Consider the following 14,237-nt stretch of genomic DNA (forward strand, 5'->3'; position numbering starts at 1 on the left):
TCGCACCAATACGTGAGCCGCCTATTGAGGCATGGCCGACCGATGGAAATGCACGATCTGCCAATCGGCGCCGCGCTTTGCCACCACGAAAGTGACCCGTCCCGATGCGCTGATCGGGGTTCCGTCTTTGACACGAGTCGTCGTATCGAGACCGGTAACCAGCACGGCGTTGTCAGAGAGCACCATCGAATCATAGCTGTTGAGGGTCGCCCCTCTCGGCCGGTTGTTGAGAAGCGCGGCTTCAAAATAGGTTCTGATACCCTCGGGCTTGGTCACGACTGCCTTGCTTCCGGTCCCCATGAACAGCGCGTCCGGCGCATAAAGTTTGACGATCGCGTCAACGTCCGACGCTGTGAATGCCTTGGCCCATCTATCGATGATCTGAAGCGCATCTGTTTTTGAATCCGCAGCCGCCGTCGAAATCGAAGCCATCAAAATAAACCCATAGAGAAAGAGACGCATGGCACACCTCCCAATATCTCAGGCGATGGAGGTTACGACAACTCAGGGAAAATCATAGCCCCATGATAGGCGGTGGTGTTGATCGCAATGGCGTGGGGCTCAGTTCAACCGCAGCTCGGTGATGTGCCGCGGATCCGGGTTCAGCTCGCCCCGTTCGACGCGCATCACGATGTCGGTCAGCGCGGCATTGGCACGGCACGCAAGCCCGACCTTCTCGCCCTCATCAACCACAAAGCCGTTGATGAATTCGATCTCGGTGCGCCGGCCCTTCTGCATGTCCTGGCCCATCGAGGGACGTTGCCCTGATGCCGTGCGCTTGCCGTCCGCAAAACGCTGCTCGTCGCAGGCGCGCATCGCCGCCTCGTCACCCTCGCCGGCCAGCGCGATGGTCTCCGGCGCCAGATGCAGGATCTCTTCCAGCTGATAGCCATGCGCCTGGCCGACGCGAATGGCTTCGCTGCCGAGCCGGGTGGAGAAGCGGCGGATCGGCTCGCTTTCCAGCATCTGGCCGCCGGTCATGCCGGTGCAGGCGGAAAGCCCGTTGCCCATCGCATTGGCGACCAGCTTGGACCAGCGCTCGCCCCACAGATTGCTGGTGACCTTGGCGCTGTCGGTGTAGCCGACCAGGCGGCAGATTTCCTCCGCCCGTGGCGTGATGCGGCCGTGCACTTCGCCGGCGCGAAATACCGTGTGCGCGGCACCGTGCTTGCCGGCGCCGCGGTGGATGTGGCCGGGCTCCGGCAAATTGACCGTGATGCTGCTGGCGATGCAGCCGAGCGTCTTGCCCCAGCCGACGATGCCGGCGATGGTTTCTTCATTCATGCAGTTCTGCAGTGACACGACATAGCCGTCCGGTGCCAGATATTGCCGAATCAGCATGGTGGCCCAGGCGGTGTCGTAGGATTTCATGCAGACGAAGGCGATGTCGACCGGCGCCTCCTTCGCAAGCTGCTGCGCGTCCGTGACGTGCAGCGCGCGCACCGGAACCGAGAACTCCGGAACATCCATCGCGTGGGTGACGCGCAGGCCGTGCTTTCGCATATGCTCGACATGCTCGGGCCAGGGATCGATGAACGTCACGTCCTCGCCCGCCTGCACCATGTGGGCGCCGGCATATCCGCCGACGGCGCCGGCTCCGACGATCGCTATCTTCTTGCCCATGCTTTCCCCTTCGTTTTCTCTTTTTCTTACTGGCGAGGCTAGCGCACCGGAAGGCCTCCCCACAATGGCCGAACGCATGCGGCAGCCGAGCGCCGCTATGACGTCATGGTGCATGAGTTTCATATATTCGCCAAAACCGCCTATACTCGCCCGGTCTGGCGCTGGATGCGACGGGCGCAACAAGGAGAATTTTCGTGACGGGAATTGCGACGGCGCAGGCCTTTGAGCCGCGCTACATCCGGCTCGACCCCAACGACAATGTCGCGATCGTGGTCAACGATCTCGGACTGCCGGCGAAGAGCCGTTTTGCCTGCGGTCTCGAGCTGCGCACCTTCGTGCCGCAGGGCCACAAGGTGGCGCTGTCGGATATTGCGCCGGGCGCGCCGATCCGCCGCTACAACGAGGTGATCGGCACCGCGGCACGGCCGATCCTGGCCGGGGAATGGGTCGACGAGGCGCGCATCGACATGCCGACGCCGCCTGAACTCGACAGGCTTGAACTCGCCACCGCCGTCCCTGCCCCGCAGGCGCCGCTTGAAGGCTATACGTTCGAAGGCTTTCGCAATCCCGATGGTTCGGTTGGCACCAAGAACGTGCTGGCGATCTCGACCAGTGTGCAATGCGTCGCCGGCACGCTGCAGTTTGCGATCAAGCGCATCAAGGCCGAACTGCTGCCGAAATATCCCAATGTCGACGACGTCGTCGGGCTGACGCATAATTACGGCTGCGGCGTTGCGATCAATGCGCCGCTGGCGATCGTGCCGATACGCACCCTGCAGAACCTGGCGCTGAACCCGAATTTCGGCGGCGAAGTCATGGTGGTCGGCCTCGGCTGCGAGAAGCTCGTGCCCGAGCGGCTGCTTCCGGAAGGAACAGACAGCAGCGTGGTGCGGATGCAGGACGAGGCGTTCGACGGGTTTGGCGCCATCGTCGACGCCGTCATGGAAATGGCGGACGCGCGGCTTGCCGTGCTCAATGCGCGCCGCCGCGAAACCTGCCCGGCTTCCGACCTCGTGATCGGCCTGCAATGCGGCGGCTCCGACGCGTTTTCCGGCGTGACCGCCAATCCTGCGCTGGGTTTTGCCGCCGACCTGTTGGTGCGCGCCGGTGCCGCCGTGATGTTTTCCGAAGTCACGGAAGTGCGCGACGCCATTCATCTGTTGACGCGGCGCGCCGCCAATGAGGACGTCGGCCGCGCGCTGATCCGCGAAATGGACTGGTATGACGGCTATCTCGCCAAGGGCGACGCCGACCGCAGCGCCAACACCACGCCCGGCAACAAGAAGGGCGGGCTCGCCAATATCGTGGAGAAGTCACTCGGCTCGATCGTCAAGTCCGGCACCAGCGCGATCGTCGACGTGCTGTCGCCGGGCGAGCGCGTACGCAAGAAAGGCATGATCTTCGCGGCTACGCCCGCCAGCGACTTCATCTGCGGCACGCTGCAGCTTGCGTCGGGAATGACGTTGCAGGTGTTCACGACCGGCCGCGGCACGCCCTATGGCCTCGCCGCCGCCCCGGTCATCAAGGTATCGACGCGCACCGAACTGGCGCGACGCTGGAAGGACCTCATCGACTTCGACGCCGGCCGCATCGCCACCGGCGAAGCGACGATCGAGGAAACCGGCTGGGACCTGTTCCGCCTGATCCTCGACGTCGCGAGCGGCCGCACCAAGGTGTGGTCCGACCGTTGGGGCATTCACAACGATCTCACGCTGTTCACGCCGGGACCGGTGACCTGAGGCGCGTCCACTTCGTCGCAAGTTGCCATTAGGCCTGCGTTAACCATTGCGCCGGGCGATTGCGCCTGGCTCGCGATTGGGCCGTTGCGCCCGGCGCTTCAAATCATGCGATTTATTTAAGCGAACATTACGGAATCTAGCATAGGCAAAGGGGCAGCATCGCGCATTGGTCGGCGATTGAGGAGCCCTGTTTTGCAGCCCTTCCCGAGAGTTACTGGCCGCCACTATTTGCAATTTTCGTATTGGCTTCCGTCACGCTGTCCTACCATTGCAGTGGAACAGCGAGAGCGCCTGAATCGTATGCGTGACGCGCAAGGGATCTAGCCATGAATGCGGACAGCGTTGACGTGCTGGGTGTTCGACAAAGGAGAATGTTGCCGCGATCTCGCTGGCTCGCTCTGCTGGGACTGGGTTTTGCGTTTGTACTTATTGTGCCATGGCTGCAACGAGCCCTCTGGTTGACACCATGCCCTGGCCGGATCGCGGGCGACTGCGCAGGTGAGTTGGACGACCTGCGCTGGACGTTCGCCATCCAAACCGGGCTCTGCATCGGTGCCATTGTGATCGGCGCAGCAATCAGCTCTGTTGGCGAGGTTGGTCGAATAACCGGGAAGATCGCTTCCTGGATCGGGGCACGGACGAATTGGTGCATATCCGTGACCGTCATCGCCGCGATGCTGCTGCCGTTGGCAGTGGCCTACTTCATCCTGGACCGGTTTCCGAATTCCGGCGACGAGGACTGCTATCTGTTTCAGGCGGGAGCGTTTGCTGCGTTTCGATTGTGGGAAGCCCCGCCAATCCTGGGGACGGATTTGATCCCGTTCCGCACCTATCTTTTCGAATCCAAATGGGTCAGCCAGTCCCCACCGGCATGGCCGATGGTGCTCTCGGCAGGGATGCTGCTGGGAATACCGTCATGGACGGTAAATGCCTTGCTGGGTGGAGCCAGCGTCGCAACGCTTGCCGCGTTTTGCCGGCGTGTCGGTAATCCATCCGCGGCTGTCGTTGCGGCGGCGCTTTTTGCGCTGACCCCGTTCTACGTCATGAACGCGGCTTCGTATTTTCCGCACATCCTCGCGTCACTGCTGATCCTGTCGTTCTGCCTCTGCCTGCTGCCGGATGGTGAGATTCCGCGGGGGCACAGGCTGGTCGCGGCGGGAGCCATCGTCGGTTTGCTGGGGGCGACACGCTATTTCGACGTGTTGCCGCTGATTCCGGCGACGCTGTTGTGGTTGAGCCGGCAGCGGCGGAACGCATGGCCGCGCCTGATCGGACTTCTGGCGGCAGGACTTATCCCGGTACTGCTGCTGCTGATGCTCTATCATTATCTGATCACCGGCAGCCCGTTCCGCACCGCATATTACGTTATCAACACGCCGGAGGTATCCAATATTTTCGTAAGCCTCGACCCCCTGCGGATCTTCAATGGGGTGGCGATAACCGCGGGTCGCCTGGTCGAACTTGCGTTGTGGACGTCGCCGGTTTTGCTGATCGTGTATTGTTGTTGCCTCGTACTCAAATTCAAGGACCGCAAGGTCGCCTATTACGATCTGATTTTTCCGGGCTTCGTGCTGGCCTATGTGATTTACGCCGATTTCGGCGGCAACCGCTATGGTCCTCGCTTTTACTTCGATGCGTTCCCTCTGATGATGGTCACCATCGTTTCGGCGCTCCCTTCAGTCACCGCGAGACTGGAGCGGTCGACGGATCGCGCGATGCTGCCGCTCGCTCCGATTGCCTGCGTGCTGTATCTAGTTGGCATCTGGCCGCTGGTGCTGACGGCCTTCCAGTTCCAGGTGTTTTCGCGCCAGGAGCCGTTTCGGTTGGTGCAGCAAGCCGTGACCGGGAAGGCGATCGTCATTCACGACACCTCCAGCGGCCTCGGCATGCATGATTGGGACCTCGTGCGCAATCCGCCATCCATGGACGCGGCCATTCTTCATGCCCGTGTGGGGACCGATGTCGGCGCGCTGCGCAAAGCGTTCCCCGACCGGTCGATCTGGCGCTACAGTCGCCACGATCCAACGCAGCCTGGTCAGCTGATTCGGGTCACGCCGTAGTTGCCTCTGGGTTCTGTCCCGGAAATTCGCTGACAAAGTCGCGCGCGTTTCTGAAGGATGGAGTCGACGGTGGCGGTCCACACGGATGGCGCGTTGGGCGATGAGGGCGAAGCCCGGAGCCGTTCGCTGAATTATTTCTGTTCCCGCATCGCCAAATCGTACGCGCGGATCGTGGCCCTGGCGCGTTCTGCAACTTCGGCCGCGGTCATTCCCGGCTTGTAAAGGCTGGTGCCGAGACCGAACGCGTGAATGCCGGCCTTGGTATATTCCGCAAAATTCTTGTCGGAGATTCCGCCCACGGCGGCGATCATCAGACCTGCGGGAAGCACGGCGCGGATCGCCGTGATGCCCGACGCGCCAAGGACGCCGGCCGGAAAGAATTTCAGCGCGGAAGCCCCTGCCTTCGCCGCCAGCAGCGCCTCCGTCGCGGTAAACACACCGGGCATCGTGACCACGCCGCGGTCCCAGGCGGCGGCGATGACATCAGGGTCGACGTTGGGGGACACCATCAGCCGCCCGCCGACGTCATGGAGCCGCTCGACATCCTCCGGCGTCAGCACGGTGCCCGCACCGATCAGGATATCGGCAGAGGCTTTCTTCACGGCGATCTCGATGGAGCGGAACGGATCCGGGGAGTTGAGCGGGATCTCAATCGCCGTCAGGCCGTGTTCGATCAGCACGCCGACGATGCCCTCAGCCTCTTCGGGTTTCACGCCGCGCAGGATCGCGACCAGCGGACGCTTCATCGGCGGGAATGGAACAGGGTTCACACGTTTGGTCCTTCTATAAAGTCCAGATGGCCTTGGCAGCCGATGCAAGACCGCGTCGGACCGCATCATCTGAATCGATGGATTGGACCGCAACCGAAAGGCTGTCAAACGCCAATCGGTACAGCGCCTCGAGCCTGCCTGACGCAACCAGGGTAATGACGCGCCTCGATCGATCACCAGCCAGTCCCGCCGCCAGTTCGAGGCCGATCAGAGTTCCCGATATTTTCTCGCGGGCCGCGGCAGCACTGCCGCCATATAGAAGCTGACCCGAGCGCACCTGGAACAACAAATTGGCCGCGAATGCAGGCGTCTCAAAGGCGGCAACGACAGCCGATTTGAAGGCCTGGGTATCCACGGCTTCGTCCGCGTTCGCTACGGCTAGCGACAGGATCGTCCCTTGCGATACGGCGCTGAAGAGTTCGCCGGTCATGAATGTGGTGAAGCGTTCAACGGTCCCACCACGCACGCTCGCCCATTTCGAATGGGTGCCGGGCATGCAGACCAGCGCTTCACCATCTGCACCGAGAACACCGAGAAGTTGGGTTTCTTCGCCCCGCATCACGTCCGGCGCCTTGGGGTCGCGCTGCGCGATGCCTGGAAGGATGCGGATATCACGCGACTGTTCGGGAACCGGCACGGCACGCTGCAGGATGGATGTGAGGCTTGCCGGCGTGTCGAGATATCCCGCTTCAACCCAGCCCTGCCGGGCGCCCGCCATGCCGCAGATGACGACTGGCAGGTGATCGGCGGCACCGACGGCATCGAGATGCGACTGCAACACGCTGGCAAAACCGATTTTGGCGGCCGCCATCATGCCTTCATCGCTGCGTCGTTCCGCCAGCACGTCGCCGGAACGATCCATCAGCCAAAGCCGGAAGCTGCTGGTACCCCAATCGACGGCGACATAGGCGGCCTGGCTCATTTCGAAATCCGTCCCGATGTTCGTGCTTTCTGGATGGCGCTCCACACCAGATACGGCGTCGCCGGCATGTCCAGTTCATTGATACCGAGCGGCGACAAGGCGTCGAGCACGGCGTTCATGATGGTTTGCGGCGCGGCGATGCTGCCGGCCTGCCCGGTTCCCTTCACGCCCAGCGGATTAGACTTTGTTGGCGACGATTCATTCAGACCACCGGCGAAGCTCGGCAAATCCTGCGCGCGCGGCAGCGTGTAGTCCATGAAGGAGCCGCTGAGCAGCTGCCCCTCGGGATCGAACACGATGTGCTCCAGCAGCGACTGTCCGATGCCCTGCGCCACCCCGCCATGCACCTGGCTGAGCGCCACGCGCGGATTAATGAGGCGGCCGAAATCATCGACGATGGTGTAGCGATCGAGCCGCACGACGCCGGTGTCGGGATCGATCTCGACTTCCGCGACATGGCAACCGTTCGGAAAATTGTAGAGTTCGGAACTGTTGGTCGCGCTTCCCTCGAGCCCCGGCGTCAATCCCTCAGGCAGATTGGCGGCATCCCGTGCGGCATCGGCTACCTTGCCGATCTCGATGGCGCGCTCGGTGGATTTCACGACAAAGCGGCCATCGACGAACACCACCTGGTCGGCCGGGGCCTGCAGCAGATGCGCTGAAATCAGCCGTCCCTTCTCGATCAACTTCTCGATCGCCATGACAAGCGCGGTGCCGCCCATATGCATCGAACGCGCGCCGCCATGGCCGTTGCCGCCCGGCAGAAAGTCCGTGTCGCCCTGCTGGAAGCGGAATGCATCGATCGGCAATCCCAGCAGGTCGGCCGCGACCTGCGGATAGGCGGTCTCATGACCCTGGCCGTTGGACTGCGTACCGACCGCCAGCGACACCGTGCCGTCGGCCTCGAACGCGGCCCGCGCCATTTCCAACGGCACACCGCGGGACGTTTCGAGGAAGCAGGCAATCCCGAGGCCGCGCAGCAGGCCGGCTTTGTCCGATTGTTTCCGCCGCTTGCGAAAACCGTCGCGATCGGCGAGCGCGATCGCGTCGTCCAGATTGGCCTTGAAGCGGCCGCCGTCGATCTTCATGCCCATCGCGGTACGATGCGGAAACCTGCTGACGATGTTGCGGCGGCGCAACTTGACGGCATCGATCCCGGTTTTGATCGATGCAAGATTCACCAGCCGCTCGATCAGATAATTGGCTTCGGGCTTGCCGGCGCCGCGATAAGCGTCGATCGGCGGCGTGTTGGTGAAAGCGCCGCGCACTTCGTAAAACACCGAGGGGATGTCATAGACGCCGCCGATCGCGCTGCCGGCCGCGTTGGTGGAGCTAATCGGGCCGCTGGTCGACAGGTACGCGCCCATATTGGCGACCGCCTTCACTTCCAACGCAAGAAACCGGCCATCGGTGTCGAGCGCGAGTCGCGCGCGGGAAAAGAAATCGCGGCCATGCGCCGAGCTGACGAAATCTTCTGATCGTTCGCAGACCCAGCGCACCGGGCGGCCGAGCTTCCTTGCCGCCCACAGCACCAGCACATATTCGGGATAGACGTAGTTCTTCATCCCAAAACCGCCACCGACGTCAGGCACCACCACGCGCAAGCGCTCGAGCGGAATCTTGAAGACGGCGCTAGCTAGCACCTTGCGGGTGTCGTGGACGGCCTGACCGGTCACCGACAGCAGAAACTTGTCGGTCGTGCGATCGTGGAAGCCGATCGCGGCGCGCGTCTCCAGGGGAGCTGCCACGACGCGGTTGTTGAACAGGTCGCATTCGACGATATGCGTAGCCTGCACCATCGCCGCGGCAACAGCCGCCGCGTCGCCCCTATGGAACAGGAAGGCGGAATTGCCCGGCGCCTCCTTCCATAGCAGTGGGGCGTCCGGCTTGAGCGCCGCGGTCGCCATGGTGACGCAGGGCCTGGGCTCATAGGCGATGTCGACCGCTTCGGCGGCCGCCACCGCCGCCTCCAGCGTCTCTGCGACAATCAGGACGACGGGATCGCCGACATGCCGCACGAAATCACGGGCCAGCGCGGGGCGCGGCGGTGCGATGATCGGCTCGACCGCATCAATTGCCGTGACGCAAGGCAACTCGCCGATGCCGTCCGCCGCGAGGTCGGCTTCGGAAAGCACCGCCACAACGCCGGAGAGCACACGGGCCGCGTCCAGATCGAGCCGGGTAATGCGCGCGAAGGCGTGCGGCGAGCGGACCACATGGGCGTGCAACACATCAGCCACGTGATCATTGGCGACGTAGGTCCCGCGCCCGGTGAGGAAGCGATGATCCTCCAGCCGGTTCAGGGACTTGCCTTGATAACGCTCGCGCAACCGCTCACCTCTTTGCCGAAACACCCAAGGTTATATTGGGCGCTTGCGGGGACCGCCACCCTCCTTGCCCCGTCGAATTTGGGTTGCGGACCTGTCGAGCACTTCGCGCGCTCTAGCGGGCTGGACCCGATGACGTCTGCCGAGCCCAATTCCTGTTGGCCGAGACGACACCGGTGCCAACCAGGATCCCAACGAGAACGAGGGCCATACCGGCGACCAGCTCCACCGTCAGCGATTCGCCAAGCATCGCGATGCCCAGCGCCATCGCCGTGATTGGATTGAGCGTCAGATACAAGACGGTCGTCGTTGGAGGCAGCCAGCGCAATGCCCACATGAACAGTGAAAACTGCAGAACACCGGCGACGGTTCCAAGGAACAGCACCGCGATCCATCCTTTTGTACTGATCGCCGGCAAAGCAACGCTGCCTCGCTGGAGACCGACAACCGGCAACAAGACAGCGACGGCAAATACCATCGCCAATGCCGTCACGAAAATCGGCCCGTGGCGCATCAGGGTTGCGCGGCTGAACACGGAGTAGATGGCGGCGCAGAGCACGCTAAGAAGCATCAACCCGTCTCCGACCACGTAATCGGCATTTCCCCGCCCGAATGCAGCGGTGCCAAACGCCACGGCGATACCGGAAAACGCCAGCACGACACCTGCGACCTTCGCGGTTGTCAGCTTCTCGCGTCCAAAGGCAGCTGCGACGATAAGGGTCTGGATCGGTATCGTCGCCAGACCAACCGCGCCGCGCGCGGCCGGCACGTACTGGAGCGACGCATTGAAGGCCCAGGGAAAAAGCACAAAGAACAGAATTCCGAACCCGGCGATCTTTGCACACTCGGATAGCGCAAGGCCGCCGCGCGGCCACATCGCCAGCAGAAACGGCGCAAAGCAGGCGATCGAGATCAGGTAGCGGTAGAAGACCAGCGAGATCGGGTCGATCTCCCCAATGACGAAGCGCGTGGCCACGACGGCAGCGCCTGCGATCAAGGCCGCTGCCGCCGCGGCGGCATGGGCGAGCACAATCCTGTTCATGACGTCGCCACCTCGATCAGCCGCCCGGCTGCCAGCCAGTCACTTTCAAATCGAAAGTTACGCTAGCATGACACTTTAAAAATGCAAGTCGGTCTGATAAATTATCGAAGCACACCGTTCCGGGCAGGTCCGGTGCTGGAAACACGGGCACGTTCGCCATGGCAAAACATGACTTCCGATCGACATGCTCCATCGCGCGCGCGCTGGAGGTCGTGGGCGACAAGTGGACCCTGCTCATCGTTCGCGACCTGATGTGGCACCGCAAGCAGACCTTTCAGGCGCTGCAGGACAGCGCTGAACGGGTCCCCTCGAACATCCTGTCCGAACGGCTCAAGAGGCTTGCGGAATGGGGCCTGGTGAAACGCGAGCCCTACCAGCAAAACCCTGTCCGATACGCCTATCAGCTGACCGACGAAGGAAAGCGCCTGGAGCCCGTCCTGCTGCAGATCATGAATTGGGGCCACGAGCATCTCGGTGGCGGGCGCTACGACCCGAAATCAGGCAAGAGCTGGAAAGCGCGAACCGGGGTTTAAAACGCGCGGCAAGTTCGATCTGTCGCTGGATCGCTCCCGACAACGCTTTCGTATTGAGGGTGAAGTTCACAAGTCCTTTTCGGCGAGTTTGCGAAACGCGTCGGGAACGGAAGAAGAGACGCCCGGCGCCACCGATCCGTAGCCGATCGCATCCCATCCGAAGCGTTCGCGGATTTTATCAACCGCATGGTCGGCCGCCCCACGTGCCATGCCTCTTTTGGTGCCGGGGCGGCGTGCTTCATCGCCAAGTCCGAGCGGCAGTTCGAGCTCCACATTTCGTTGCTCCCCGAGATGCGACACGGAAATCGCCAGGAGCGAGATGGTTTTCTCGTGAGGATGATCGGCGAGGACAGCGCGCACCAGATCCTCGGCGACCTCGGCCAGAATCAGGGTCGCGGAGATTGGTGCGTCGAGCGTGACCGAACGCGTGACTGAATTCAGATTGGCGAAGCGAACGCGGACCGTCACCGTCCGCCCAGGCCTGGACTTGGCGCGGAGCCGGGTGCCGATACGGTCAGCAAGGTGAAGCAGGGTGGATCGAACAACCCGCTGTTCGGCGGGTTTCCTGCCAAGCGCCGATTGCGCTCCTGCCGATCGAGCCCGGCGGTGAGTCTTGATTTCCCGTGGATCACGATTCCACGCCAGCGCCGAAAGTTTCGTCCCTGCCGCGGAACCAAGCACCCGCTTGAGCGAACATCCGGGTGTCGCTGCCAGCTGCCCGATCGTGAGCTCGTCGATTTCAGCCAGCCGTGTCCGCGTCGCCGGACCCACGCCCCACATCAGCTCGACCGGCAGGTGGTGAAGGAATCTGAGCTCCGTGTCGGGATCGACAACGACGAGCCCGTCGGGTTTGGCCACTTGCGAAGCAATTTTCGCCAGATGCTTGGTGCGCGCGACACCGACCGAGATCGGAAGGCCGAGCTCCGCGCGCACGCGTTGGCGGATCGCCGTTGCGATTTCGGCGGGCGGACCGAACAGATGGGTGCAGCCCGCGACGTCGGCAAAGGCCTCGTCGATGGAGATCCGCTCGACGAGGGGCGTGAAATCGCCGATCACCTTGATGGTGGCATCGCCCAGCCGTTGGTATTCCCTGAAATGCCCACTGACAAAAATGAGGTGCGGACAGAGTTCGCACGCTTGCCGTCCCGGCATGCCGCCGCGGACTCCGAAGGCCTTGGCTTCGTAAGACGCGGCAAGCACAACCCCACCACCGACGGCAATGGGTTTGCCGCGCAGCGATGGATCAAGCAGCTGCTCTACCGAGGCATAGAACGCATCCAGGTCCGCATGGAGGATGGTGGCTGTCGTTGCCATCCGACCGTTCGCCCATGACGTTTCGACGAGGTTCTCGCAGAGAGAACATAATGAGAACGAGAACGCCTTGTGTCAAGCGATCGGAGACGCGCGGACATGCATCGGCATTCAGCCGTGATACGCAAACAGCTCGATCGGGTCATTGAAGCCGCGCACCGGATGTTCACCGACGCGTTCGAGATCGAAATCGCTTTCAACAGAGTCGGCGAACGCGCGAGACAGCAGCACCGTTTTCCCTAACTGTTTGGTGAGGGCTTCAAGACGCGACGCCATGTTGACGGCCGGACCGATGACCGTGAAGTCGAGCCGGCTGCGCGACCCGATATTGCCGTACATGACGTCGCCGACGTGGACACCGATGCCGTAGTTCAGCGGCGCACGGCCGGTTTCGCTGTTCTTTTCGTTCAGCGCCGTCATGGCCTGACGGGCCTCAGTCACGGCATGCAGCAGGTTTGCGCAGGCCGAGGGCTGGCTGAGCGGAAAAATGGCGAGCAGACCGTCGCCGATGAATTTCAGTATTTCGCCGCCATGCCGCGCGATCGGCTCCGACATCGCGTCGAAATAGCCGTTCAGGAGATCAATGACGTCATCGCGCGGCCAGTTGTCGGAGATCCGGGTGAAATCACGCAAGTCGCAGATCATGATGGCGGCGCGAACGGTCGTCCCGGTTCCGCGCCTGGTGGCGCCGGCCAGAATGAGTTCGCCGGCGTGCGAGCCGACATAGGTTTCCAGCAGCGTTCGCGCGAGCCGGTTCTTGACCCGGATTTCGCTGACCAGCGCCAGCACCGGCAACAGTTTCAACAGGGCGGCGATATGCGCGGCGTCGAAACCACCTGGCCGGTCGGTTGCAAAGGTCACGATGTGCCGCTTGCCGAGCGTATGGTACAGCGGCCACGCCACATAATCGGTCAGGCCTTTCGCCCGCATCTCGTCATAGACGGCGTGCTTGCGGCCGAGCGCAGGATCGCGCTCGAGATTCTCGCGCACCTCGGTGACACCGTCATGGATTTCGTTGGCGGGACTGCCGATATATTCGGATCGCTCCTGGACATCGTAGTCAACGCGCGCAATCTCGGCCTCGCGCATCCCGTCTTCCCACATGATCCGGGCGCCAAGCCATTGCGGATGGTGGATCAGGATATGAAGCGTCGCCCGTTTGACGGGAATGCCGGCATGCTGGAGCCGGACACAAAGCTCACCGAAAATATTGTCGATGAAGCGCTGATCGCGCGTGCCGTTTGTCAGCCAGTGCACGACGTCGCCGTCAGAATGCGCTCTAACGGGATCGATATTCGGCGGCGCGTCCATATTGGCTCCCGAGTTGTGACCTGGATCGACGGTACGGGATATGTCGTGTCCCCATCCGACAGCGTCAATGCAGTCCGCCGCAATCCGGATGCACGTTTTCGGGAGATCGATAGTTGCCGCGTGTTCAGCGCGGGAGGACGCGGCGGCAACACTCCGAGCATAGCCTTCCAGTTCGGGTAGGACGCCTTGGGACTGTGCCGGATCATCTCGTGGAAGACGCGCTCCTTGGTCTCGAAATAGAAATGGATCGTCCCCTTGGTTGCGGATGCGCGGGCGGCGACGTCCTCGCCTCGTAGCCGTTCCTGACGAATTCCTCGAAGGCCACATCGAGGATCGCGGCAGGTCGTTGCGCTGTCGGCGGGCCGTTCCTTCGTCTTCATCTCAACGCCCATTCACGTAGAGTATCTAAATACCTTCAATACACTGTTGACTTTCGAGTCAGCCAACTTTAGTAAGTGATTACTCACTTGATTGGTTCGGATGTGTCTTATGGCGTCAAAGTGGCCCTGTTGCCGGCGGTGCGTCCGGATGCGTGCGAGGGAATCCGGTCCAGGCCGGAGCAGCGAGAGCCGCGGCCGTCCAGCAATCGCGGGCGCCTG

General features: G+C 62.4%; 12 protein-coding genes. 3 read left to right on the top strand and 9 right to left on the bottom strand.

What is annotated here, in order from left to right:
- Positions 1–21: 21 nt before the first annotated feature.
- Both JQ611_RS24175 and JQ611_RS24180 read right to left on the bottom strand, forming a co-directional pair.
- The gene (locus JQ611_RS24175) at positions 22–462 is read right to left on the bottom strand and encodes an SgcJ/EcaC family oxidoreductase (protein ID WP_212264174.1); all 441 of its coding nucleotides are present in this window, start codon (positions 460–462) and stop codon (positions 22–24) included.
- A gap of 99 nt (positions 463–561) precedes the next feature.
- Complete coding sequence (locus JQ611_RS24180) at positions 562–1,623, bottom strand: ketopantoate reductase family protein (protein ID WP_212466797.1); 1,062 nt, start codon at positions 1,621–1,623, stop codon at positions 562–564.
- A 203-nt stretch (positions 1,624–1,826) separates the two neighbouring features.
- On the opposite strand from JQ611_RS24180, the gene garD reads away from it, so the two are divergent.
- Both garD and JQ611_RS24190 read left to right on the top strand, forming a co-directional pair.
- Entirely contained in the window at positions 1,827–3,362 is a 1,536-nt protein-coding gene (garD, locus tag JQ611_RS24185) for a galactarate dehydratase (protein ID WP_212466821.1), read from the top strand.
- 326 nt (positions 3,363–3,688) lie between these two features.
- Positions 3,689–5,422 (top strand): glycosyltransferase family 39 protein, encoded by a 1,734-nt coding sequence (locus JQ611_RS24190; protein ID WP_212466798.1) that lies wholly within the window; start codon positions 3,689–3,691, stop codon positions 5,420–5,422.
- A gap of 131 nt (positions 5,423–5,553) precedes the next feature.
- On the opposite strand, the gene JQ611_RS24195 is transcribed toward JQ611_RS24190, so the two are convergent.
- The 4 genes from JQ611_RS24195 to JQ611_RS24210 form a co-directional block, all read right to left on the bottom strand.
- Positions 5,554–6,192 (bottom strand): 2-dehydro-3-deoxy-6-phosphogalactonate aldolase, encoded by a 639-nt coding sequence (locus JQ611_RS24195; protein WP_212466799.1) that lies wholly within the window; start codon positions 6,190–6,192, stop codon positions 5,554–5,556.
- A 13-nt stretch (positions 6,193–6,205) separates the two neighbouring features.
- The gene (locus JQ611_RS24200) at positions 6,206–7,114 is read right to left on the bottom strand and encodes a 2-dehydro-3-deoxygalactonokinase (RefSeq protein ID WP_212466800.1); all 909 of its coding nucleotides are present in this window, start codon (positions 7,112–7,114) and stop codon (positions 6,206–6,208) included.
- Positions 7,111–9,444: a xanthine dehydrogenase family protein molybdopterin-binding subunit gene (locus JQ611_RS24205; protein WP_212466801.1), complete on the bottom strand. Its 2,334-nt coding sequence runs from the start codon at positions 9,442–9,444 to the stop codon at positions 7,111–7,113. Before JQ611_RS24205 ends, JQ611_RS24200 begins: the two co-directional genes overlap by 4 nt.
- 112 nt (positions 9,445–9,556) lie before the next feature.
- Positions 9,557–10,483 (bottom strand): DMT family transporter, encoded by a 927-nt coding sequence (locus JQ611_RS24210; protein ID WP_212466802.1) that lies wholly within the window; start codon positions 10,481–10,483, stop codon positions 9,557–9,559.
- Between the two features lie 158 nt (positions 10,484–10,641).
- On the opposite strand from JQ611_RS24210, the gene JQ611_RS24215 reads away from it, so the two are divergent.
- Positions 10,642–11,016: a helix-turn-helix domain-containing protein gene (locus JQ611_RS24215; protein ID WP_212466803.1), complete on the top strand. Its 375-nt coding sequence runs from the start codon at positions 10,642–10,644 to the stop codon at positions 11,014–11,016.
- Positions 11,017–11,082: 66 nt separating this feature from the next.
- Here JQ611_RS24215 and dinB read toward each other — a convergent pair whose 3' ends face one another.
- From dinB to JQ611_RS43060, 3 genes are all read right to left on the bottom strand, one after another.
- Positions 11,083–12,330 carry a DNA polymerase IV gene (gene dinB, locus JQ611_RS24220; protein ID WP_212466804.1) on the bottom strand — a complete coding sequence of 416 codons (1,248 nt, stop codon included), beginning with the start codon at positions 12,328–12,330 and terminating at the stop codon, positions 11,083–11,085.
- A gap of 108 nt (positions 12,331–12,438) precedes the next feature.
- The gene (locus JQ611_RS24225) at positions 12,439–13,638 is read right to left on the bottom strand and encodes an adenylate/guanylate cyclase domain-containing protein (protein WP_212466805.1); all 1,200 of its coding nucleotides are present in this window, start codon (positions 13,636–13,638) and stop codon (positions 12,439–12,441) included.
- Positions 13,572–14,030, bottom strand: coding sequence for a TetR family transcriptional regulator (locus JQ611_RS43060; protein WP_409411294.1), 459 nt, complete (start codon positions 14,028–14,030; stop codon positions 13,572–13,574). The genes JQ611_RS24225 and JQ611_RS43060 overlap by 67 nt, the downstream gene beginning before the upstream one ends.
- Positions 14,031–14,237 lie beyond the last annotated feature (207 nt).

The sequence above is a fragment of the Bradyrhizobium sp. AUGA SZCCT0182 genome (assembly GCF_018130185.1).
GTDB lineage: Bacteria > Pseudomonadota > Alphaproteobacteria > Rhizobiales > Xanthobacteraceae > Bradyrhizobium.

Bases quoted from the DNA above. Each gene is read 5' to 3' on its own strand.
- JQ611_RS24215 (WP_212466803.1), top strand. From the start codon at position 10,642: ATGGCAAAACATGACTTCCGATCGACATGCTCCATCGCGCGCGCGCTG.
- JQ611_RS24210 (WP_212466802.1), bottom strand. From the start codon at position 10,483: ATGAACAGGATTGTGCTCGCCCATGCCGCCGCGGCGGCAGCGGCCTTG.
- JQ611_RS24175 (WP_212264174.1), bottom strand. From the start codon at position 462: ATGCGTCTCTTTCTCTATGGGTTTATTTTGATGGCTTCGATTTCGACG.
- JQ611_RS24200 (WP_212466800.1), bottom strand. From the start codon at position 7,114: ATGAGCCAGGCCGCCTATGTCGCCGTCGATTGGGGTACCAGCAGCTTC.
- JQ611_RS43060 (WP_409411294.1), bottom strand. From the start codon at position 14,030: ATGGGCGTTGAGATGAAGACGAAGGAACGGCCCGCCGACAGCGCAACG.
- JQ611_RS24190 (WP_212466798.1), top strand. From the start codon at position 3,689: ATGAATGCGGACAGCGTTGACGTGCTGGGTGTTCGACAAAGGAGAATG.
- dinB (WP_212466804.1), bottom strand. From the start codon at position 12,330: ATGGCAACGACAGCCACCATCCTCCATGCGGACCTGGATGCGTTCTAT.
- JQ611_RS24180 (WP_212466797.1), bottom strand. From the start codon at position 1,623: ATGGGCAAGAAGATAGCGATCGTCGGAGCCGGCGCCGTCGGCGGATAT.
- JQ611_RS24225 (WP_212466805.1), bottom strand. From the start codon at position 13,638: ATGGACGCGCCGCCGAATATCGATCCCGTTAGAGCGCATTCTGACGGC.